Origin of the sequence: Streptomyces sp. TG1A-60, assembly GCF_037201975.1 — a bacterium.
Taxonomy (GTDB): domain Bacteria; phylum Actinomycetota; class Actinomycetes; order Streptomycetales; family Streptomycetaceae; genus Streptomyces.
The window spans coordinates 2,852,077-2,873,125 of sequence record NZ_CP147520.1 but is presented as its reverse complement, the minus strand read 5'-3'; the positions used below and the strand labels follow the sequence as shown (position 1 = coordinate 2,873,125).

Below are 21,049 nucleotides of genomic sequence, written 5' to 3'. Positions count from 1 at the left end.
GGGCGGAAGACGTCTAGTTCTCCGCCAACCCCGTCTTCAGCCCCGCCCCGCACAGCGGCACCACCGCCGTACGCCCCCCGAGAGCCCCCTCCCGTACGGCCGCCCAGCACGCCACGCCCGTGGACTCGACGTACAAGCCGCGGGAGGCCAGGTCGCGCTGGGCGTGGCGGATCTGGTCCTCCGTCACGGTCACGAAGGTGCCGCCGGAGTCGCGGACCGCGCGGAGGATCTGGCGGGCGCGGGGCGGACGGGGGATGGCGATGCCCTCGGCGTGGGTGGGGGCCATGGAGGTGACCCCGACGAGATCGTCGGCGCCCTCGGCCCAGGCGTGGGCGAGTGGGGCGACGGCGGCGGACTGGACGGCGTGGAGGGCGGGGCGGCGGTCGATGAGACCCGCCGCGTGCAGTTCGGCGACGGCGAGGGCCGCTCCCAGCAGGAGGGTGCCGTTGCCGACCGGTACGACGATCACCTCGGGGAGACGGCCGCCGAGGTCCTCCCACAGTTCGTGGACGTAGGTCTTCGTGCCGTGCAGGAAGTACGGGTTGTAGACGTGCGAGGCGTAGAAGACACCGTCCGCGTCCGCCGCCTCGCGGGCCGTCCGGGCCGTCGCCTCACGGTCGCCGTCGACGATGCGGAGCTGCGCGCCGTGCCCCTCGATCTGCTCCACCTTCTTGGCCGACGTACCGGCCGGGACGTAGACCGTGCAGGGCAGCCCGGCCCGGGCGCAGTACGCGGCGACCGCCGTGCCCGCGTTGCCGCTGCTGTCGGCGACCACCCGCCGGGGTGCGAGCCGCAGCGCCAGTTCGGCGAGCAGCACCGCGCCGCGGTCCTTGAACGACAGCGTCGGCATCAGGAAGTCGAGCTTGGCAAGCACTCCGTCCTTGAGCTCGACGAGCGGGGTCCGGCCCTCACCCAGCGAGACCGTGGGCGCCGTGAGAGGCAGGCACTCCGCATAGCGCCAGAGGGAGTTCACACGGCCGGTCAGGGACTTCAGCGAAGCCGGAGTGGGCGCGAAGTCCAGGTTCAGAGGGCCGCGGCAGGCCGGGCAGCACCAGGCGAGGGAGGCGGCGGGGACGCGCGTACCGTCCGTCGGGCAGAAGCGATCCGGCAGAGGTGTCATGAGCGCAGGGTAGTGGGGGCGGGTTGGTGACGGTGCGTCATGGGGGGGCGTGGGGGCCCGGCCGGTGTGAGCGACGACGCCGTGCGCCCCCAGGTCCCCGCCCCCGCCGCGGGTATGTCCCTACCGCCGTCGTCCGTCGCACGCTTACCATGCGCCCAGTCGTACGTCAGTTCCCACCTCGCTCACCCCGCCTCGCTCACCCTTCCCGGCTCGTCCTTCTCCGCTCGGCGCAAGGAGCACCCGTACCCGTGGCCACACCCCCTCCTCCCGGGCCCCAGCCGGATCCGTACCGACCGGTCCCGCAACCCTGGGGCCACGCCTGGGGGCGGCCGTATCCGGTGCCGCAGCCACCCGTGCCCGTCAACGGGCTCGCCATCGCCGCGCTCGTGCTCGGGGTCCTGTGCTTCCTGCCGGGCGTCGGGCTGGTGCTGGGGATTCTCGGGCTGGCGCAGATCAGGAAGAAGGGGGAGCGCGGGAGAGGCATGGCGGTGGCCGGAATCGTGCTGTCGGCGATCGGCGCGCTGCTGATGGCGCTCGCGTTCTCCACGGGCGGCGCGCGCGACGTGTGGGACGGCTTCCGGGACGCGGCGGGCAGCGCGGGCGGCACCTTCTCGGTGGACGAGGGGGAGTGCTTCGACACGCCGGACGGCTCGTTGGAGGGCTACGCAGCGACCACTGGGACAAGGCGCACCGGCTGACCGACGGCCCGAAGGTGGTCACCGCACGCGAGGCTCTGGGGCTGGCCACCGAGGCGCGGGCGTACGGCGAGGAGGACACCGGCGAAGGCGGCGGAGGGGGCGGAGGGGGCGACTCCGGCTTGGAGGTGTGACGGCGGCCATAGCGGGGAGAAAGTGCCTGCGTAAAGCCCTCACCGGGCACATGTCATCACATCGAGTGATTCTCTGGCCTTTGCTTGCCTGGCACAACCCACGGTTGCCAGGCTGTTGCTGTCTGTACAGCAGAGGGGAGCGGTCAGTGACTTTCGGTGAGCAGCCGGCGTATCTGCGTGTCGCGGGTGATCTCCGCAAGAAGATCGTGAACGGTTCGCTGCCGCCGCACACCCGCCTCCCCTCCCAGGCCCGTATCCGCGAGGAGTACGGCGTCTCGGACACGGTCGCGCTGGAGGCCCGCAAGGTGCTCATGGCCGAGGGGCTGGTGGAAGGCCGTTCCGGGTCGGGCACGTATGTGCGCGAGCGGCCGGTGCCCCGCAGGGTCGCCCGCTCGGGGTTCCGGCCCGTCGGCGGCGCCACGCCCTTCCGGCAGGAGCAGGCCGACGCCGCCGCGCGCGGCACCTGGGAGTCGCGCAGCGAGCAGATGGAAGCGAGCGGCTGTGTCGCCGAGCGGCTGGCCATCCAGCCCGGCGACCGCGTGATGTGCACCAGGTACACCTTCCGGGACGCGGGAGAGGCGATGATGCTCTCCACCTCCTGGGAGCCCCTCGCCCTCACCGGCCGCACCCCTGTGATGCTCCCCGAGGAGGGCCCCCTCCGCGGGATGGGTGTCGTCGAGCGCATGGCCGCCATCGACGTCGTCGTCGACAACGTCACCGAGGAGGTCGGCGCCCGTCCCGGCCTCGCCGAGGAGTTGCTCGCTCTCGGGGGAGTCCCCGGGCATGTCGTCCTGGTCGTCCAGCGGACCTACTTCGCCTCCGGCCGCCCGGTGGAGACGGCGGACGTGGTGGTCCCGGCGGACCGTTACCAGGTGGCCTACCACCTGCCGGTGAAGTGACCTCGCGCTGACCGCCCGTTCGGGGAAGCAGTCGATCCCGGGGGGCGACCGGTGGCGCTGGGGTGTGTCAAGTAACCCTCCCCGGATGGGAGTTGGGGCTGTCTCTGTCGAAGCCTTGAGAGGTTGCCCGAACACAGTTCGAATTCGGTCGTTCTTGCGGCCGGGTCGTCATGGAGCCCGGCGGCGGCCCGTTCCGTACGAACGGCGCTGGATCGCTGCTCGTTGACGCGCTGGGGGGCGCGCGGGTAGCGATCGGCGGCGCGTTCGACGGGGTGCGGCCCCGTCGTCTTGGCTTGTTGCGTACGTCTTTGTGAGAAGGCGGATTCGCTCCGTGAAGGTTGGGCGTACGCTCGGGCATATGCGGATTGCGGTTTCCTTGGGTGGGGCACGGCGGGATCCGGGGGTGGGGCCCGGGCGGGCCGGGGCGGGAAGGAGCGGTGGGGGGCGATGAGTGACGGCACGATCACTCTTCCCTGGCTCGTCGTCAGGCAGGACGACAACGGCAATCGCTACCGGGTGGGCAGGTACGCGACGCGCGCCGAGGCGCAGAAGATCGCGGACAGTCTCGACAACCGCGGCCACAGGCAGCTCTACTGGGTCGAACGCATCGGGCAGAACGGGCGGAGTGGGGGCAAGTGACGCACCCCGCCCGGCGTCCGTGCCCGCTCCCGTAGGCTCCCGCGCATGACCGAACCGATCGTGGTGGTGGGAGCCGCTCTGCTCAGTGGCGGGCGACTGCTCGCAGCGCGCCGCAGTGCACCGCCTGAGCTGGCCGGACGCTGGGAACTGCCGGGCGGCAAGGTGGAGCCCGGCGAGCCTCCCGAGCGGGCCCTCGTCCGTGAGCTGCGCGAAGAGCTCGGCGTCGAGGCGAAGTCCGCGGAGCGGGTGCCCGGGGAGTGGGTGGTGCGGCCGGGGTATGTGCTGCGGGTCTGGATCGCGCATCTGCTGTCCGGGGAGCCCCGGCCGCTGGAAGACCATGACGAGTTGCGTTGGCTGGCCGTGGATGAGGTGTGGGACGTCGACTGGCTGGATCAGGATGTGCCGGCGGTGATGGAGACGGCTCGCCTGGCCTGGGGGAACGGGGAAGGCTGAGTTTCAAGGGGATGTTCATCCGTCCCGCCGTCCCGCCGTCCCGCCGTCCCGCCGCGTGACGCGGCATGAGGCGTGGCCCGCTTCCGTCCATGACGGTGCGCCCCCTACGCCGTTCGTGCCACAGTGCGCCCTCGTGCGCGGTACTCCGAGCCGCATATCGGGTATGTGCCCATTAACCCCATGAAACCGGACAGGGTCTGCTTCTGGACTGGGAAGTGATCGGCGTGATCGACATCGGAGACGACCGCGCCGAGTGGACCTTTCCGGCGGAGCCCGGTGCGGTGCGCGATGCGCGGGCGGTGGTCCGCGGGCGACTGCGCGCGTGGGGGCTCGATGTGCTCGGGGACATCGCCGCGCTGTTGGTGAGCGAGTTGGTGACCAACGCGCTGCGGCACGCTACGGGCCCCATCGGGGTACGGCTCGTGCGTCCCGCCGACCCCTCGGGCACTCTCCTGGTCGAGGTCTCCGACCCGCTGCCCGATCCGCCCCGCGAGCGCGCGGCCGAGGCCGACGACGAGAGCGGGCGGGGTCTGCGACTGGTGGCCTGCTCCTCGCGGGCATGGGGTACCCGCCCGGGAGAGACGGGCAAGACGGTCTGGTTCGAGCTGGCGGTTCCCGGCTGAGCGGTCCCGTCGACGTACGGGGCGAGGGTCCCGGTGCACGGCCGGAGCCCACGGCGTACGGCCCGGCGGAAGGGGCGGCTCCTCCGGGCGCTCGTGCGACCGACTGGTTCAAGCCAGTAGGGCTGGCTGGAGTCTTTGATTCGAGTGGGCACCCCTTGGTTAGAAGACTTGGGAGTATGTCCCAGCCGGTCCAAAAACGATCGGGACCGTGCTGTGATCGTGAACACCGTGTTGCGCGGCGCCGTAGTGCTGGATACTGCGGGCAGCCGCCCCTGGTGACCGAAGCCGGACGCGGTGAGCTGGAGGGGACGGTTCGCGTGAGCGAGATACCAGCGAAGGCCACGAAGTCCACGGAGTCCAAGGACCCGTCGGGCGGCGCGAGGCCTGAGGCCGCAGGCGATTCCGGCCTGGGCGGAGCCACACGCGACAGCGGAGCCACACGCGACAGCGGGGCCGTGCGCGGTGAAGCGGGCGGCGACCCGACGGGCCGTGGGTCCGGGCGGCGGGAGTCCGAGAGGCGAGCGTCCGCCGGCCGGGCGTCAGGCGGTCGCACGTCCGGGAGCCGTGGCTCCGCCGGGCGTGGCGGTGCGGGACATCGGCCGGAGGGCCGTGCGGCGGCCGGGGCACAGGGAGTTGCCGCCGATCACGCCGGGGGCGTCATGGCAGGCCACGGGGGTGGCGACCCGATGTGGCAGACCAGCCCGCCGGGGTCGATCTACGACTACATCAAGGTCGCGTCGTTCTCCATAGGCCCCGACGGGCTCGTCGACCAATGGAGTCTGCGTGCCGAGCAGTTGTTCGGTATATCGGCCATGCGGGCCGTGGGCATGGACCCCATCGAGGCCTTCGTCGACCCCGACCGGCGCGAAGAGGGCCAGCGGAAGATGGCCGAGGTCCTCGACGGCCGGGAGTGGACCGGGGTGGTCCCCTTCCGGGTGCCGGGCCCCGAGGGGGTGGAGGGACTCGCCGAGGTCTATGTGATGCCCACCACTGTGGAGGGCGGCGAACGGGCCGCCGTGTGCATCGTCGTGGACGTCCGGACCCTGCGACGGATGGAGACCGACCTTGCCGCTTCGCAGGCCATTTTCGGCCAATCTCCGTTCGGATTCCTTCTGATAGACACCGATCTTCGGGTAAGGCGCGCCAACCAGCGCTTCGCCTCCCTCTACGGCGGTGACGTCGACGACCACCGCGGCCGTGGCGTCAGCGACTATCTGCAGTCCCCGGAGGCCGAGCGGGTCGAAGCCACCCTGCGGCGGGTCATGGAGACCGGTGACTCGATCACGGACATGCACATCACGGGCTTCGTGCCCGGGTCCGACGAGCGCCGCCACTGGTCCGTCAACCTCTATCGCGTGCACAGCGGCACCGGCCGCCCCATCGGCATCGCCTGGCTCGGCACCGACATCACGGCCCGCCGCGCCGCCGCCCGCGAGGCCGCCGCCGCCCGGCGGAATCTCGCCCTCCTCAACGACGCCGGCTCGCGCATCGGCAACTCCCTCGACCTGGAGACCACCGCCCGCGAACTCCTCGACGTCGTCGTCCCCGGCTTCTGCGACCTCGCCACCGTCGACCTCTACCAGGGCCTCCTTGCGGGCGACGAGACCCCGCCCGGACTCGCCGACGGCAGCGCCGAGCTGCGCCGGGTCGCCTTCGCCAGCGCGGTCTCCGACGCGCCCTTCGTCGGCGGACCGGCCCCGGTGCGCGTCGGCGCGGTCCACCACTACCCGTTCAACTCGCCCTGCGCGGACGCCCTGCGCACCGCCCGCCCCCAGCAGGTGCCCGAGGACGGCAGCCTGATCCAGTCCACGCTCGCGGTGCCGATGGTCGCGCACGACACCGTTGTGGGGCTCGTGCAGTTCTCGCGTACGAAGGGCAGCGAGCCGTTCGGCGAACGCGACCGGGCACTCGCCGTGGAGCTGGCCGCGCGCGCCGCCGTCTGCATCGACAACGCGCGGCTGTACCGCCGCGAGCACGAGCGCGCCCTCATCCTGCAGCGCTCCCTGCTGCCGCCGGGCGACCCCGAGGCCTCCGGGCTCGACATCGCCTGCCGCTATCTGCCGGGCAACGCGGCCACCGAGGTCGGCGGCGACTGGTTCGACGTCATCGAACTCCCCGGGCACCGCACGGCACTCGTCGTCGGCGACGTGATGGGCCGCGGACTACGGGCAGCGGTGGCAATGGGCGAACTTCGTACGGCCGTTCGTACGTTGGCCCTGCTGGACCTCGAACCCGCCGAGGTTCTCTCGGCCCTCGACGAGATCGCCCGCGGCCTCGGCACCTCCGGCGGCGTCCAGTCCGCCTCCCGTACGGCCGCCAGCCGGCCCCTCGACAAGGACCTCGCCGAGGTCTACCTCGCGACCTGCGTCTACGCCGTCTACGACTCGGTGACCCGCCGCTGCACCTTCGCCAACGCCGGCCACCTGCCGCCCGTCCTGGTCGAACCCGGCGAGAGCGCGCTGATGCTCGACGTGCCGCCGGGCATGCCGCTCGGCGTCGGGGGCGAGCCGTTCGAGGAGGTGGAGGTCGAACTGCCCGAAGGCGCGCTGTTGGCGCTCTACACGGATGGACTGGTCGAATCCCGCGACCATCCCCTCGACGAGGGCCTCCAGGCGTTCGTCGGGGCGCTCACGGACCCGGCCCAGACGCCGACCACGCTGCGCGCCGACACGGCCCGCTCCCTGGAGGACGTCTGCGACCACGTCCTCAACACCCTCGACACCCACCACGGCGAGGACGACATCGCGCTGCTCATGGCACGCGTCCAGGGGCTGCCGGCCGACTCCGTCGGGGACTGGATCCTGCCGCGTGAGCCCCGCAGCGTCGGCCGTGCCCGGGAGCACGCCCGCGGCCGGCTCCTCGGCTGGGACCTGGAGCCGCTCGTCGACACGGCGGAGCTACTGGTCAGCGAGCTGGTCACCAACGCCCTGCGATACGGCGAGGGTGAGATACGGCTCCGGCTCCTCCTCGACAGAACGCTCGTCTGCGAGGTCTGGGACGCGGGCCTCGTCCAGCCCCGTCGGCGCCGCGCCCGTGACACCGACGAGGGCGGCCGTGGCCTCCAACTGGTCGGCCTCCTCTCCGCCGCGTGGGGCTCGCGCCGTACGCCGCGCGGCAAGACCGTGTGGTTCGAACTGCCGCTCCCCGGCGGGGAGCACGGGCTCACGGATCCGGCGGAGGCGTTGCTGAGCCTGTTCTAGGCGCGGTGCTCCTCGTCGGCGGGTCGGCCTCCTCACCGGCTGCGACTCCCCGGCGGGCGGCGACGGGCCGCCGGAGAGGGCGGCTCGGCGGCCTCCGGGCTGCTGGTGTGTGGTGGCCGGTCGCGCGGTTCCCCGCGTCCCTCCAGGGCGCGGCGGTGTCAGAACCGGCCGCCCACGGCCCTGCGGGCACGCGTCGCCGTCCCGCCGTAACAGGCCGGGCCCCGCCAGTCCTCCCCCTGGCCACCCCCGCCGGGTTCCTCGGCGAGGATGATGCCGCCCAGCAGGGCCCCGGCCGGAGTGTCGCCGACGGGATCGCCGTACGGGGTCCCGTACGCCCGTACGTCCTGCTCGGCCAGGTGCCGGGCCTCCTCGGCGAGGGTGTGGGCGCGCCGGGCGTGCGGGGTGTCGGTCTCGGGGGAGTCCGCTGCGGCCCGCGCCAAGTGCCGCCACGCTTCCGCCAGTCGGGTCCTGGCCCTAGCCGCCACGGCCCCGCGATGGGTGGTGACGAAGTCCGTCGCGGCGGCCACGGTGCTGCGGGCCGGGAGGAGGGGGCGGTGCCGACGGCGGAGGACGTCGAGGGGGTCGAGGGGGCCGGCGTACGGGTCGACGGCGGGGCCGTCCTGTTTCACGGCCTCGGCGGCCCGGACCAGCTCCACGGCGAGCCGCTCCACGCCGGTCACGAACACGTCCGCCTGGTCGATCGCGCCCTCGGCGGCCCGGAGGTGTACGGCCGCGGTGCCCACGTCGCCCGGGTAGGCGGCCTGCCGGGCACGGTTGAGCTCGGCCGTGGCGAAGACCAGGCGGTCCTTGGCCTCTTCGACGTGGCCGGTGACGGGGAGGGAGGCGGTCGGGGCGTAGGTGTCGCGGAGGGTGGTGAGGGTGGTGGCCGCGCTCACCGTACGGCCGGTCAGCTCGTGGAAGCGGGCCTCCGCGCACTCCAGTGCGGGGGTGACGTCCCTTTCCAGGGCGCGGAGTTGATCGAAGGCGGGGGCCGCCGTGTCGAGCCGTCGCTGGGCCGTCGTGCAGCGGGTGAGGATCTCCTCCAGCAGGGCCCGCTCCTCGTCGGGCGCCAGGGTGTCCGCGTCGTCGTCGAGCCGCTGTCCGGCCCGGAAGGCCACCGCCAGCTCGCCCCGCGCGTCCGCCAACGCCTCCACGAACGGCTCCGCCGCGTCATGACCCGCCAGGGCCGCCGCGAAACGGACCTCCTCGGCACTCGTACGGACACTGTCGTCCGTCCCGACAAGCAGCCGCTCAGCCCGCCCCCGCACCTCGGACAACGGGGTGACCGGAGGTACGAGAACCCCGCCCGGAGTCGTACGCAGCCGACCACGCCGCCTACGCCGTACCACCGAGTACAGAGCCCCGATCACCACCGCCCCCGCGACAGCCACCGGCAGGATCAGATCCACCCCGTCGGTGCCGTCGCCTACGGCAGTCGCCGACCCGACGGGGCCGACCCGCCCCCTGCCATGGACCAGGCTCACGCTCTGTCCGCCGGCAGTCGGGGCCACGGCCTGCTCCTCCACGGTTGTGATCACGGGCCGCTCGCTGGCCCCCACCCCCGCGGCCCGCCCGCCTACGCCCCCCTCCGGCGCCGTAGGCAGCAGCAGCCAGCCCATGGCTGCCAGCCCCCCGAACGCGGCGTGTACCAGCCGTACGCCTATGTGGGAGGTGAGGCCCCGGGGCCGGCTCGTGGGCAGGCTCGACGTCACATCGGGGAGCGTATGACGGGCGTTGTGTGGTCGCGAGCGGGGTGAGCGGAGCGGGGGAGAGGGAGGCCGGTGGGTATTCGGGGGCATGTCGTGATCGCGTGGTTCGCGAGAGGGAGGCCGACACGAGCAGGTTCGGCCCTACTGGAGTAGGCACGGGTTCCGGGCTGGTGTCTGCGGGGAGCTGGGGGCGGTTCGTCGTCCAGGGCAAGGGTCCTTCACCCAGCTCGCCTTCGCCGGGGTGCTGGCACACCAGCTGAAGCGGCGGGCCGGGGAGCTGGGGTTCGTCGTGCACAAGCGGTCCGGCCCCGTCAGCCGCGCACGTGATCGAGCCCGGACGGTGCTGACCAGGGAGCGGGTGACGTCGGCGCCGATGGATCTGGGGCAGCTGATCCTGTTCACCATGCCCCGTACCTGGCAGCGCGAGAAGCACGTCGCCACCACTGCCTTGTGCCCGCTGCCGGACCGGGCTCAGGAGGTGTTGGACGCGTTTACCGTCGGCTACCCGAAATCCTGGATTGCCGACAAGGGCAGCGTCGTGGGCGGCGCAGCCTTGGTTCTGCATACCCTGCTGGCCAGGGTGGGCCCGCACGCGCCGATTCCTGAGCGGGATGTGCGCTCCCTTGCCGGGGCGGTAGCGGCCGGCACCGCCGCGACCCGCTGCGTGATCTCGTTCCTCAACGGCCAGGCCCTGCTGGAGGAGGACAAGATATTCGAAAGCGATGGCCAGTTGCTCACCGACGTCCAGTGCCAGCCCCACCGTTGCATCCCGGATCTGGGGGCCGAGCAACGGGACCGGCACGACGAACGGGCCCTGTCCGGGCGAATCGCGCAGCTACCCGAACCGATGGCCGACCAGCTGCGCGCCTGGGTACGGGTCATGCGGGGCTGCGGCCGGTTCCAGCATCCTCCGGCGCACTACCGGCGTATCCGCCACTATCTGCGCATCGCCTGGCCCGCCCTTACGTCTTGGGCCGCTGCCGGGGAGGATCTGCGCCAGCTCACCGCCGACGACGTCCGGGCGTCGGCATCCGGCATCGCCACAGCTCAGCTACTGTGCCCTGCGGGCTGCCTTCGACCAGGTCGGACTGCTGCCCCGGCAGGTGTGGGCCGACCGCATCCTGTATGAGGCACGAGAGACCGCCGATCCCGTGCACCTCGTCCGTCTCTTTGGCATCCACCCCAACATCGCGGTGAAGTACGTGCACGCCGCACATCCGGACAAGGCCCTGCCCCGCATCCGCTGACGGGGCGGCTGGTCCGGTGTACTTGCTGGTCACCAGCCGGTGACGCGCTGCCAGATGTCCTGGATCGCCGGTGTGGTGTTCGTGGTTCGGGTGCTGTCGATGACGTGGTAGCCCTGGTGCTGGGCGGCGGTGGCGCAGGCGTGGTTGGGCAGGATGCGCAGGCGGGTGCCGACGGGCAGGTCGGGCAGGCGGGCGCCGTCGCGGGTGGTGAGGGTGCCGTGTTCCTGGCTTGCGGCCGTCATGACCAGGTCCGGGATGAGAGTGCCGTCCAGGTCGGTGACCAGGCCATAGCCCTGGTCCTGCGCCTGGACGGCAGTGCCGCGGTCGCGGGACATGGCCGTCCAGCCGCCGTCGGTGACGATCCAGCCGTATTCGGGGCGGTGGCCGATGACGGTGACGACGACCGACAGGGCGATGTCCTCGATGCGGCAGACGCCGATGCCGGCCATCACCAGGTCGAAGAAGACGTAGTTGCCGGCGCGCAGTTCGGTGACGCCGGTGAGGTCCTCGGCCGCGTGGGCGGAGGGGGTGGAGCCGACGCTGACGGTGGCCACGGGCAGGCCGGCAGCGCGCAGCCGCTCTGCCGCGACGACGGCGGTGTCGCGTTCGTTCTTCGCTGCCAGGCGCTGTTCCTCGCCGGTGTAGGCGAAGTACGACTCGCCCGCGTGGGTCAGCACTCCGTCCAGACAGCCCGCGTCATGCAGGATGCGGCCGATCTCGACGAGCTTGGGTGCGTCGGGCTTGAGGCCGCCGCGGTGGCCGTCGCAGTCGATCTCGATCTGGGCGGGGACGGCAAGGCCCGCCTCGTGGGAGGCTTGGGCGACGAACTCCGCCTGCTCGGTGCTGTCCAGCAGGATGCGCAGGGTGACGCCGCGGCGCAGCAGCTTGAGGACGCGCGGGAGTTTGTGGGGGGCGATGCCGACGGCGTAGGTGATGTCGGTGTAGCCGCCGTCGGCGAACGCCTCGGCCTCGGCGAGGGTGGAGACGGTGACGGGACAGGGAGTGCCGTGGTGCAGGAGGGCGGCGACGTCGAGGCTCTTGGCCGTCTTCACGTGAGGGCGCAGGGCGACCCCGAGCCGGTCGGCCCTGGCTGCCAGTCGTTCGATGTTGCGCCGCATCTTGTGGACATCGACGACGGCGAACGGCGTGTCGGGATCGGCAAGCGTCCAGGCGGCGCTGGCGCTCGTGGCGGGTGCGGGGTTGTTCACAGGGAGATGTCCATCTTCTTCAGGAGGGCCAGGCCCAGATACAGGTCCTGCAGGCCGATTCCGGAGCTGTCGAAGACCGTGATGTCGCTGTCGTCCGTGCGCCCCGTGGCGCGTTGGGTGAGGACCTCGCCGAGCGGGATGAGGACCGTCTCCGCCGGGGCGTGCTGGCTTTCGCCCATACGGCGGGCCTGCTCGGGAAGGTCACAGAAGACACGGGCGCGGGCGAACAGTTCGGGCGGGAGTTCCCGCTTGCCGGGGGCGTCGGCACCCATGCAGGAGACGTGCGTACCGGGGCGGACCCACGCAGCCTCGAACAGCGGCGGAGTGTCGGCCCGGGCGGTCGTGGCGGTGACGATCACATCGGCCCGGGCACAGGCTTCCTCGGCGCCCACGCTCCGGGCGGTATGCCCTTGCGCCGCCAGTACCACGGCCATCCGCTCGGCACGCTCGGCGCTGCGTCCCACAACCAGGACCTCGTCGATGGGCTGGACGCGGCTGACGGCCGCCACCTCGTAGGCGGCCTGGTGGCCGGTGCCGAAGACGGCCAGCGTGGTGGTACCGGTACGGGCCAGCAGGTCGACGGCGAGGGCGTCGGCCGCAGCGGTCCGGTAAGCGTTCGCGGTTCCGACCTCCAAGACGGCCGCGATCCTGCCGATGGTCTGGTCGAACAGCAGCAGGGTGGAGTGGTGGCGCGGCAGCCCGTGCTCCGTGTTGCCCGGCCAGTAGGTACCGATCTTCACCCCGGCGTGGGTCGCGGACGCGGACGGCTTGAGGGTGAACTGGTTGCGCGGGTCGGACCCGTGCACGGCCAGGCTGGGAAAGACCGTGCCGTCCACCGTCGCGGCGAAGGCGGCGCGGGCCGCTTCGAGGGCCAGGTCCTCGTCCACGAGCGCGGCGGTCTGCTCCTCGGTGATGTGCAGCAGGCGGCGCGCAGCCGGTGGCCGGCCGGAGCCGGACGAGGGAACGGGTATGGGATCGGTGGTCGATCCGGCGGCGGTCACGAAGTGCCCCTTACTTGGTGTAGTTGTAAACGGTCGCCCGGGACACGCCGAGCAGGTCCGCGATGGTCTGCGCGGCATCACGCGAGTCGAAGTAGCCGCCCTGGTGCAGCTGCCGTACGAGTGCCTTCTTGTCCTGTCTGCTCAGCGACCGGGGAGTCGCGCCGCGCTCCGCGGCCAGTTCCTCCACCGCCTGGCGAAGCTCGCGCGCGCTGCGGTCCCGCAGGGTCTCCAGGGCCTGCTCGCGGTGCTCGGTGTCCGTGGCCACGAGGTTCGACAACGCGAGCGTCACCGGTGACAGCACCGACACGTCGAGGTTCAGGCAGAGAGCCGCGATGTACTCGCCGGCCGCGTTCTTGATCCCGATGGACGTGCTCTTCGCCGGGCGACCGTCGGGGAACTGGTTGGGGTAGTTCTGGATGACGCTGGGGTAGCCGGGGTCCTCGATGCGGGCCAGGCCCAGCTCTGTGACGGAGTCCCCGACCTCGCGGCCGGAGAGATTGTTCTCGATCGCTCGGATCGCGTGCTGCGGATCCCGCAGGTCATGCAGAACCACCTCGCACAGGCCCGGGAACATGCGGCCCAGCGCAACAGCGATCTTCTCGGCCTCACGGATGAGGTGCTCGTCCGCCTCAGCCGAGGCCGAGGTGACGACGCCCTCGCGTTCGACCCTCTCCACACCATCAACGACGCGTGCCACGAGGCCCCAACCTGAAGATTTGACTGGACTCATATTCCATATCTAGATGATGAGTCTAGGAATCCTCTCGGCGATTGTCCAGCGGCCCTTCAGCCGGCGGGGGCGAGCATCAGGGCGTCGTCACAGAGCCACCCGCCGACGGCCACGTTCACCCGCCTCGCTACCTGGATGATCCTCGACCAGGCCGGACTCCCACGCCCCGTCCGTTGCTCCTGATCGCCGCGAACTCGCCACTGTGGCTGGCACCAACGCGAACCCTCGTGTGGGTTCGCCCGCAGACCGCTCCAAGAATCCGCGAACCCGTGCGCTTCCCACTACGACGCCCTGCGCGTTCCCGGCCTCGACGAGGACCGGCTCCGCCTCTACCGTCCGGCCCCGCGCCTCAGCCTCGCCACCGGTCCGCTGCGGCTGCTCGACGGCGACTTCCCGGACCGGGCGTTCAGGCGGGCCATCGCCGAGCACAGCACGCGGCGGACGTTCGACCTCCTCGGGACCTCACCCCGCTGAGGAACGTCTCCTGATCTTCGAGCCCAGCCACACCAGCGGGTCGTACTTGCGGTCGACGGCGCGCTCCTTCAGAGGGATCAGCGCGTTGTCCGTGATCTTGATGCCTTCGGGGCAGACCTCGGTGCAGCACTTGGTGATGTTGCAGTAGCCGAGGCCGTGTTCGTCCTGGGCGGTGCGTTTGCGGTCGAGGCCGGTGTCCTCGGCCGCGTCGAGGGGGTGCATGTCCAGCTCGGCGACGCGCATGAGGAAGCGGGGGCCGGCGAAGGCCCGCTTGTTCTCCTCGTGGTCGCGGACGACATGGCAGGTGTCCTGGCACAGGAAGCACTCGATGCACTTGCGGAACTCCTGCGGACGGTCCACGTCCTCCTGCATCATCCGGTACTCGCCGGGACCGAGCTTCTCCGGCGGCACGAAGGCGGGCACCTCGCGCGCCTTGGCGTAGTTGAAGTCGACGTCCGTGACCAGGTCACGGACCACCGGGAAGGCGCGCAGCGGGGTGACGGTGATCGTCTCGTCCCGCTCGAACACCGACATCCGCGTCATGCACATCAGCCGGGGACGACCATTGATCTCCGCCGAGCACGAACCGCACTTGCCCGCCTTGCAGTTCCAGCGGACGGCGAGGTCGGGCGCCTGGGTCGCCTGGAGGCGGTGGATGATGTCGAGGACCACCTCACCCTCGTTCACCTCGACCTCGAAGTCCTCCAGGCCGCCCCCCTGCACATCGCCCCGCCACACCTTGAAACGGGCCTCGTAGCCGCTCATGACCGCGGCTCCTCGTAGCTGCTCACTCGTACAGCTCCTCTTCGGCGAGGTACTTGACCAGCTCCTCCTTCTCGAAGAGGGCGAGCAGGTCGGGGCGGACGGGTTCGGTGGTCTCACGGGTGAGGGCGATCTGGTCGGCGGCGACATCCATGGCCTCCGGCCGGCCCGTCGGATCGGCCAGCCGGCACAGCAGGTTGATACGGCGCCAGCCGTGGTCCATCGTCGGATGGTCCTCGCGGGTGTGGCCGCCGCGCGACTCGGTGCGCTCCAGCGCGGCCCGTGCCACGCACTCGCTGACCAGCAGCATGTTCCGCAGGTCCAGGGCGAGATGCCAGCCGGGGTTGAACTGCCGGTGACCCTCCACACCCGCCCGGCGCGCCCGCACCCGCAGTTCGGCGAGCTTCTCCAGCGCCTGCTCCATCTCCCCCTCGCGCCGGATGATGCCGACCAGGTCGTTCATCGCCTGCTGGAGTTCCTGGTGGAGGGTGTACGGGTTCTCCGGCGGCCGTCCCGCCTCCTTCTCCGGCTGGTTGGGCGCCGGTCCCTCGGCGGAGAACGGCCGCAGCGCCTCGGCGGCGGCCGTGTCGACCTCGATCTCGTCCACCGGCGGCCGTGCCCCGGCGAGCCCCGCCGTGTACCGGGCCGCGTGCAGCCCCGCCCGGCGGCCGAACACCAGCAGGTCGGAGAGGGAGTTGCCGCCCAGCCGGTTGGAGCCGTGCATACCGCCGGCCACCTCACCGGCCGCGAACAGGCCCGGCACCCCGCGCGCCGCCGCCGTGTCCGACTCGACCGCGATACCGCCCATCACGTAGTGACAGGTGGGCCCGACCTCCATCGCCTCGGCTGTGATGTCGACGTCCGCCAGCTCCTTGAACTGGTGGTACATGGACGGCAGCCGCCGGCGGATGGTCTCCGCCGGCATCCGCGTGGACACGTCCAGGAAGACACCGCCGTGCGGGGAGCCGCGGCCGGCCTTCACCTCGGCGTTGATGGCCCGCGCCACCTCGTCACGGGGAAGCAGCTCGGGCGGACGCCGGTTGTGGTCCGGATCCCCGTACCAGCGGTCGCCCTCCTCCTCGGACTCCGCGTACTTCTCCTTGAAGACGTCCGGGACGTAGTCGAACATGAACCGGTTGCCCTCGGAGTTGCGGAGCACCCCGCCGTCGCCGCGCACCGACTCCGTGACGAGGATGCCCTTCACCGACGGCGGCCAGACCATGCCCGTCGGATGGAACTGCACGAACTCCATGTTCAGCAGCGGCGCCCCGGCCAGCAGCGCGAGGGCGTGCCCGTCGCCCGTGTACTCCCACGAGTTCGACGTCACCTTGAAGGACTTGCCGATGCCCCCGGTGGCGATGACGACGGCGGGCGCTTCGAGGACGAGGAAACGCCCGGACTCACGCTCGTAGCCGAAGACTCCCGAGACCCGCTCGCCGTCCTTCAGGACCCGGGTGACCGTGCACTCCTGGAAGACCTTCAGCCGGGACTCGTAGCTGCCGGTCTTCTTGTGGTCCTCCTGCTGGAGCGCGACGATCTTCTGCTGGAGGGTGCGGATCAGCTCCAGACCCGTACGGTCGCCGACATGCGCCAGCCGCGGGTACTCGTGGCCGCCGAAGTTGCGCTGCGAGATCCGGCCGTCCTTCGTACGGTCGAAGAGGGCACCCCAGGTCTCCAGCTCCCACACCCGGTCGGGAGCCTCCCGCGCGTGCAGCTCCGCCATCCGCCACTGGTTGAGGAACTTGCCGCCGCGCATCGTGTCGCGGAAGTGGACCTGCCAGTTGTCACCGGAGTTGACGTTGCCCATGGCGGCGGCGATGCCGCCCTCGGCCATCACCGTGTGGGCCTTGCCGAACAGGGACTTGCAGATCACGGCCGTACGGGCGCCGCGCTCACGGGCCTCGATCGCGGCGCGCAGTCCGGCGCCGCCGGCGCCGATCACGACGACGTCCCACTCCTGTCGTTCGACCACGGACATCAGAAGCACCCTTTGTCTGTTAGAAGAGGGTCGGATCGTCGAAGGCGCCGGACGCGACCAGGTACACATAGAAGTCGGCGAGCGCCACGCTCACCAACGAGGCCCAGGCGAGCAGCATGTGACGGGCGTTCAGCCTGCCGACCCACTGCCACATCCGGTAGCGCACGGGATGCCTGGAGAAGTGCTTGAGCTTGCCGCCGACGATGTGCCGGCACGAGTGGCAGGAGAGGGTGTACGCCCAGATCAGCACGATGTTGACGAGGAACACGAGGGTGCCGAGGCCCATGTGGCCCCACTCGTAGTTCTCGTCGCGGAAGGCGAGGACCGTGTCGTAGGTGAGGATCGCGGCGACGAGCAGGGCCGCGTAGAAGAAGTACCGGTGGAGGTTCTGCAGGATCAGCGGGAAGCGGGTCTCCCCGGAGTACTTCTTGTGCGGTTCGGCCACCGCGCAGGCGGGCGGGGACGCCCAGAAGCCCCGGTAGTAGGCCTTGCGGTAGTAGTAGCAGGTCAGGCGGAAACCGAGCGGGAAGATCAGGATGATGACCGCGGGTGAGATGCCCCACCAGCCGCCGAAGATCTCCCAGTTGGGGCCGCCCCGCATCGGTTCGCAGCGCTCCGCCAGACAGGGCGAGTAGAAAGGCGATACGTAAGGGGCCGCGTAGTAGTGCTCGTCCGCGAAGGCCCGCCATGTCGAGTACACGATGAAGGCCAGCAGCCCGGCGGCCGTGGCGGCGGGGGCCAGCCACCAGCGGTCGGTGCGCAGATGCGGTGCGGCGATCGCGGCGCGCGTACGGGTCCGCACGCCGCCGCGCTGGACAGGGGGTTCTGTTGCTGGGGGTTCCGTACCAGTGGCCAACGGGAGACTCCCGGTCGGGTTTCTGGGCGTGTTGGTCGTCGGTCTTCGGGCTCTGCTTCGGCTACGTCGGTTCAGGGGGCGCGGCGGTCGCGGGCGCCGAGGCCCTCGTCGTCCGAGTCCGTCCACAGGGAGCTGTCGTACGGGGTGTCGGGGATGGAGACCAGGTCGGGGCGGCGTGGCTTCGTCAGGTCGGGGGCGGCCTCACTGAGCAGCGCGATGCTCTCGCGCAGGTGGTCGGCGTCCGTCCGGACGCGGCGTATCTCCAGGCCACTGTCGCCGAGTTGCTGTTCCAGGCGACGTACGGACCTGGTCAGTTCGTCCAGGCAGCGCCGGACTGACGCCAAGTCGTCGTGCACGGCCATGACTTGCCCTCGCTTTCACGGGGTGGTGGCCCCAAGGCGGCAACGTTCATGCGCCTGCGAGTGTCGCGCGTCACACCTGCCGGTGGGAAGCGGTGTGCGTGGATTGGCTGGAGGGAATCGGTGCGCGGGGGTGCGGCGACCGCTCCCTCGCCCTGGGGCTGCCGCCGCCGGAGCCTCGCTGGGTGCCCGGGCGCCGGGGCTTCTCGCGGGTGGGTGGGGGGGCGAGGTGGGGGGTGTCCGTGGTGCGTTTGTTGTCTGCGGGGCGCGGGGGCTTCCCGCGCAGTTCTCCGCGCCCCTGAAAGACACGCCCCCCGCGGGGGGAAGCACCGGACGCAGCCCCTGCTCTCCGGGGGCGCGGGGAACCACGCGAGCACACACGCCACCCGCACTACGACGAGTCCGCACCCCCGGTATCCGAGGCGCCCAAGAGCCGCGTTGGGCCGCACGGGTGGGTTCCGAGGTACCCCTCGTCGTGTCGGCGACCCCATACGGACCCCGTCCACTTCAGTGGGCCGCATCCGTCTGATCAGCTCCATATACCGCCGAACGTGATCAGAGCCGCCCCCGTCCCCGTTCTCCCACCGCGGAGCGAGGAGGTCGCAGTGACGCCGATGCCCCACGACCGCGTTCGACCGCGTGCCCGGCGCCGCTCCGTGGCGTTTCTGGCGGCAGGCGTGCTGACGTTGCCCGTGCTGAGCGGGTGCAGCGAACAGGACCCGGCCGGCAAGCCGCTCGCCGGCCAGGACATCGCGTCGGCCCCGCGGAACCTCGTTGCCGACGGCGGCACCCTGCGCTGGGCCGTGGACGCCGTACCGGAGACGCTGAACACCTTCCAGGCCGACGCCGGCCCGGCGACGGCACGGATCGCCGGCGCCGTACTGCCGTCGATGTACCGCCTCGACGCCGACGGACGCCCGCGGCTCAACTCCGACTACGTGGAGTCCGCGAAGATCGTCGAACGCGAGCCCCGGCAGGTCGTGCTCTACAAGCTCCACCAGGAGGCGGTGTGGAGCGACGGCCGGGAGATCGGCTCCGCCGACTTCGCCGCGCAGTGGCGGGCCCTGTCCGGCAAGGACTCCGCGTACTGGACGGCCAGGAACGCCGGCTACGAACGCATCGAGAAGATCGAGCGGGGCGACGACGACCTGGAGGTCCGGGTCACCTTCGCCCGCCCGTACGCCGACTGGAAGTCGCTGTTCTCGCCGCTGTACCCCAAGCAGGTGATGGGCACCCCGGACGCCTTCAACGACGGCGCCCGCAAGAAGCTCAAGGTCACCGCCGGGCCCTTCGCGCTGAAGGACGTCGACCGCGAGGACGGCGAGGTCACCCTCACCCGCAACCCCCGCTGGTGGGGCCGCCCCGCCAAGCTCTCCGAGCTGGTCCTGCGCGCCGTATCGCGTGAGAAGCGGGTCAAGGCGCTGGCCGAGGACAAGGTCGACATCGCCGAGATCGACTCCGCGCAGGCCGAGCGGATCATGTCGGCCTCCTCGCGCGACAAGCGGGGTGAACCGGGCAGACAGGGCGCGGGTCCGCCGGCCCGGGACGGCTCGCGCGGGCAGGCCGGCCCCCTCGCCCACGATTCCGGCTCCGGCCTGACCACCGCGCGGTCGTTGCGGTCCTGGGCGATCGCGCACGGTTCGGACGAGAAGGCCGCGGACGGTGAGACCAGCGCCCGGCAGAAACGGCGCGAGGCGATCGCCGCGTACACGACTCAGCAGTCCGCCCTGCGTGGCTTCGCGGTCCGCCGCTCCCTCGAACCCGCCTTCACCCAGCTCGCCCTCAACGGCTCCGAGGGCCCCCTCGCCGACGAACGTGTCCGCCGGGCCGTGGCCCGCGCCATCGACCGCGAGGAACTCGCCGCCCTCGTCCTGAAGCCCCTGGGCCTGCCCGCCGTCCCCGTCGGCAGCCATCTCGCCCTGGCCGGCCAGGCCGCCTACGCCGACAACAGCGGCGCCCTCGGCGGCCAGGACACCGAAAAGGCACGCGCCCTGCTCGCCGACGCCGGATGGGAACGCGGCCCGCTGAAGCAGGCCGAGAAGGCGGCCGGCGCGGAGGGGGAGAAGAGCGGGAAGAAGGGCGACTCCGGCTCGGGCTCGGGCTCCGGCTCCGAATCCGAGGACGACGGCACCTACATCGTCGGCGAGGACAACAAGCCGTACGACGCCGACGAGAAGGACGAGAAGGAGGGCGAGGACGGCGGGCAGCTCGCTCAGGACGGCAGACGGTTCAGGCCGGGCGACGCGCCCGGCGCGTACGCGCCCACGGGGACGCGGGCGCCGGCCGACGCCGCGCGCGAACCGCTCACCAAGAACGGCAAGTCGCTGACGCTGCGGTTCGTGCTGCCGTCGGGGCCCGGTACGGAGTCCCTGCGGACCGTCGGCCGGCGGATCGCGGTGATGCTGGAGCGCGTCGGGATCCGTACGGAGATCTCCGAGGTCGCCGACGCGAGCTACTTCAAGGACCACATCGCGAACGGGCAGTTCGACCTCGCGCTGTACTCCTGGCCGACCTCCGCCTACCCCGCCACCGACGCCCGGCCGATCTACGCCAAGCCGGTCCCCGCGGCCGACGGCTCACTGAGCGTCGAGCAGAACTACACGCGTGTCGGCACGGACCAGGTCGACCAGCTCTTCGACCAGGCCGTGGCCACCCTCGACGAGTCCGAGAGCCGCTCCCTGATCCGCAAGGCGGACGCCCACATCTGGGCCGCCGCCGGGTCCATCCCCCTCTACCAGCGACCCCAGCTCGTCGCCGCCCGCACCGACCTGGCCAACGCGGGCGCCTTCGGCTTCCGGACCCCGCTCTACGAGGACATGGGCTTCCTGAAGAAGAGTACGAGGGCGTCGTCGGGCCCCTCATCACGGAACTGATCCGGGCGGCTACCTCTGGTAACGCTCAAGTCGCTTGCCCTGCCCTCACGCCGTCAGCACGATGAGTCCATCGCTGGTCATCACGCGGC

Annotated in this window: 17 protein-coding genes and 1 pseudogene; 9 read left to right on the top strand and 9 right to left on the bottom strand. The window is 71.4% G+C overall.

From position 1 onward, the window contains the following. Positions 1-13: 13 nt before the first annotated feature. Entirely contained in the window at positions 14-1,120 is a 1,107-nt protein-coding gene (locus tag WBG99_RS11800) for a threonine synthase (protein WP_338896288.1), read from the bottom strand. Positions 1,121-1,458: 338 nt separating this feature from the next. On the opposite strand from WBG99_RS11800, the gene WBG99_RS11795 reads away from it, so the two are divergent. The 6 genes from WBG99_RS11795 (at position 1,459) to WBG99_RS11770 (ending at position 7,763) form a co-directional block, all read left to right on the top strand. Beyond that, positions 1,459-1,818: a DUF4190 domain-containing protein gene (locus WBG99_RS11795; RefSeq protein WP_338896287.1), complete on the top strand. Its 360-nt coding sequence runs from the start codon at positions 1,459-1,461 to the stop codon at positions 1,816-1,818. A 277-nt stretch (positions 1,819-2,095) separates the two neighbouring features. Continuing rightward, entirely contained in the window at positions 2,096-2,848 is a 753-nt protein-coding gene (locus tag WBG99_RS11790; protein ID WP_338896286.1) for a GntR family transcriptional regulator, read from the top strand. 447 nt (positions 2,849-3,295) lie between these two features. Further along, the gene (locus WBG99_RS11785; protein ID WP_338896285.1) at positions 3,296-3,487 is read left to right on the top strand and encodes an SPOR domain-containing protein; all 192 of its coding nucleotides are present in this window, start codon (positions 3,296-3,298) and stop codon (positions 3,485-3,487) included. Between the two features lie 45 nt (positions 3,488-3,532). Then, positions 3,533-3,940 (top strand): (deoxy)nucleoside triphosphate pyrophosphohydrolase, encoded by a 408-nt coding sequence (locus WBG99_RS11780; protein ID WP_338896284.1) that lies wholly within the window; start codon positions 3,533-3,535, stop codon positions 3,938-3,940. Positions 3,941-4,155: 215 nt separating this feature from the next. Beyond that, a complete protein-coding gene (locus tag WBG99_RS11775) occupies positions 4,156-4,563 on the top strand; it encodes an ATP-binding protein (RefSeq protein WP_338896283.1) in 408 nt (135 codons plus the stop codon). A gap of 659 nt (positions 4,564-5,222) precedes the next feature. Next, the gene (locus tag WBG99_RS11770) at positions 5,223-7,763 is read left to right on the top strand and encodes a SpoIIE family protein phosphatase (RefSeq protein WP_338896282.1); all 2,541 of its coding nucleotides are present in this window, start codon (positions 5,223-5,225) and stop codon (positions 7,761-7,763) included. 158 nt (positions 7,764-7,921) lie between these two features. Here WBG99_RS11770 and WBG99_RS11765 read toward each other — a convergent pair whose 3' ends face one another. Further along, complete coding sequence (locus tag WBG99_RS11765; protein ID WP_338896281.1) at positions 7,922-9,475, bottom strand: hypothetical protein; 1,554 nt, start codon at positions 9,473-9,475, stop codon at positions 7,922-7,924. A gap of 238 nt (positions 9,476-9,713) precedes the next feature. Between WBG99_RS11765 and WBG99_RS11760 the strand changes: the two genes are divergently transcribed. Next, on the top strand, positions 9,714-10,601 hold the full coding sequence (locus tag WBG99_RS11760) for a hypothetical protein (RefSeq protein ID WP_338896280.1): 888 nt from the start codon (positions 9,714-9,716) through the stop codon (positions 10,599-10,601). A 147-nt stretch (positions 10,602-10,748) separates the two neighbouring features. On the opposite strand, the gene WBG99_RS11755 is transcribed toward WBG99_RS11760, so the two are convergent. Genes WBG99_RS11755 through WBG99_RS11745 form a run of 3 tightly spaced genes read right to left on the bottom strand, consistent with a single transcriptional unit; the run spans position 10,749 to position 13,604 of the window. Beyond that, positions 10,749-11,927 (bottom strand): DSD1 family PLP-dependent enzyme, encoded by a 1,179-nt coding sequence (locus tag WBG99_RS11755; RefSeq protein WP_338896279.1) that lies wholly within the window; start codon positions 11,925-11,927, stop codon positions 10,749-10,751. Then, entirely contained in the window at positions 11,924-12,928 is a 1,005-nt protein-coding gene (locus WBG99_RS11750; protein WP_338896278.1) for an ornithine cyclodeaminase family protein, read from the bottom strand. Before WBG99_RS11750 ends, WBG99_RS11755 begins: the two co-directional genes overlap by 4 nt. A gap of 10 nt (positions 12,929-12,938) precedes the next feature. Further along, positions 12,939-13,604 (bottom strand): PAS domain-containing protein, encoded by a 666-nt coding sequence (locus WBG99_RS11745; protein WP_243382410.1) that lies wholly within the window; start codon positions 13,602-13,604, stop codon positions 12,939-12,941. A gap of 345 nt (positions 13,605-13,949) precedes the next feature. On the opposite strand from WBG99_RS11745, the pseudogene WBG99_RS11740 reads away from it, so the two are divergent. After that, positions 13,950-14,132, top strand: a pseudogene (locus WBG99_RS11740) (aminoglycoside phosphotransferase family protein); the annotation flags it as partial. Here the strand turns inward: WBG99_RS11740 and WBG99_RS11735 are convergent. The 4 genes from WBG99_RS11735 to WBG99_RS11720 form a co-directional block, all read right to left on the bottom strand. Next, on the bottom strand, positions 14,121-14,897 hold the full coding sequence (locus tag WBG99_RS11735) for a succinate dehydrogenase/fumarate reductase iron-sulfur subunit (RefSeq protein ID WP_338896277.1): 777 nt from the start codon (positions 14,895-14,897) through the stop codon (positions 14,121-14,123). The pseudogene WBG99_RS11740 and the gene WBG99_RS11735 sit on opposite strands and share 12 nt — an antisense overlap. Positions 14,898-14,919: 22 nt before the next feature. Then, positions 14,920-16,872: a fumarate reductase/succinate dehydrogenase flavoprotein subunit gene (locus WBG99_RS11730; protein ID WP_338896276.1), complete on the bottom strand. Its 1,953-nt coding sequence runs from the start codon at positions 16,870-16,872 to the stop codon at positions 14,920-14,922. Between the two features lie 19 nt (positions 16,873-16,891). Continuing rightward, positions 16,892-17,728, bottom strand: coding sequence for a hypothetical protein (locus tag WBG99_RS11725; RefSeq protein ID WP_338896275.1), 837 nt, complete (start codon positions 17,726-17,728; stop codon positions 16,892-16,894). Between the two features lie 71 nt (positions 17,729-17,799). Beyond that, positions 17,800-18,090: a hypothetical protein gene (locus WBG99_RS11720; RefSeq protein WP_338896274.1), complete on the bottom strand. Its 291-nt coding sequence runs from the start codon at positions 18,088-18,090 to the stop codon at positions 17,800-17,802. Positions 18,091-18,701: 611 nt separating this feature from the next. Here WBG99_RS11720 and WBG99_RS11715 point away from each other — a divergent pair. After that, positions 18,702-20,960 (top strand): ABC transporter family substrate-binding protein, encoded by a 2,259-nt coding sequence (locus WBG99_RS11715; RefSeq protein WP_338900300.1) that lies wholly within the window; start codon positions 18,702-18,704, stop codon positions 20,958-20,960. The last annotated feature ends 89 nt before the right edge of the window (positions 20,961-21,049 follow it).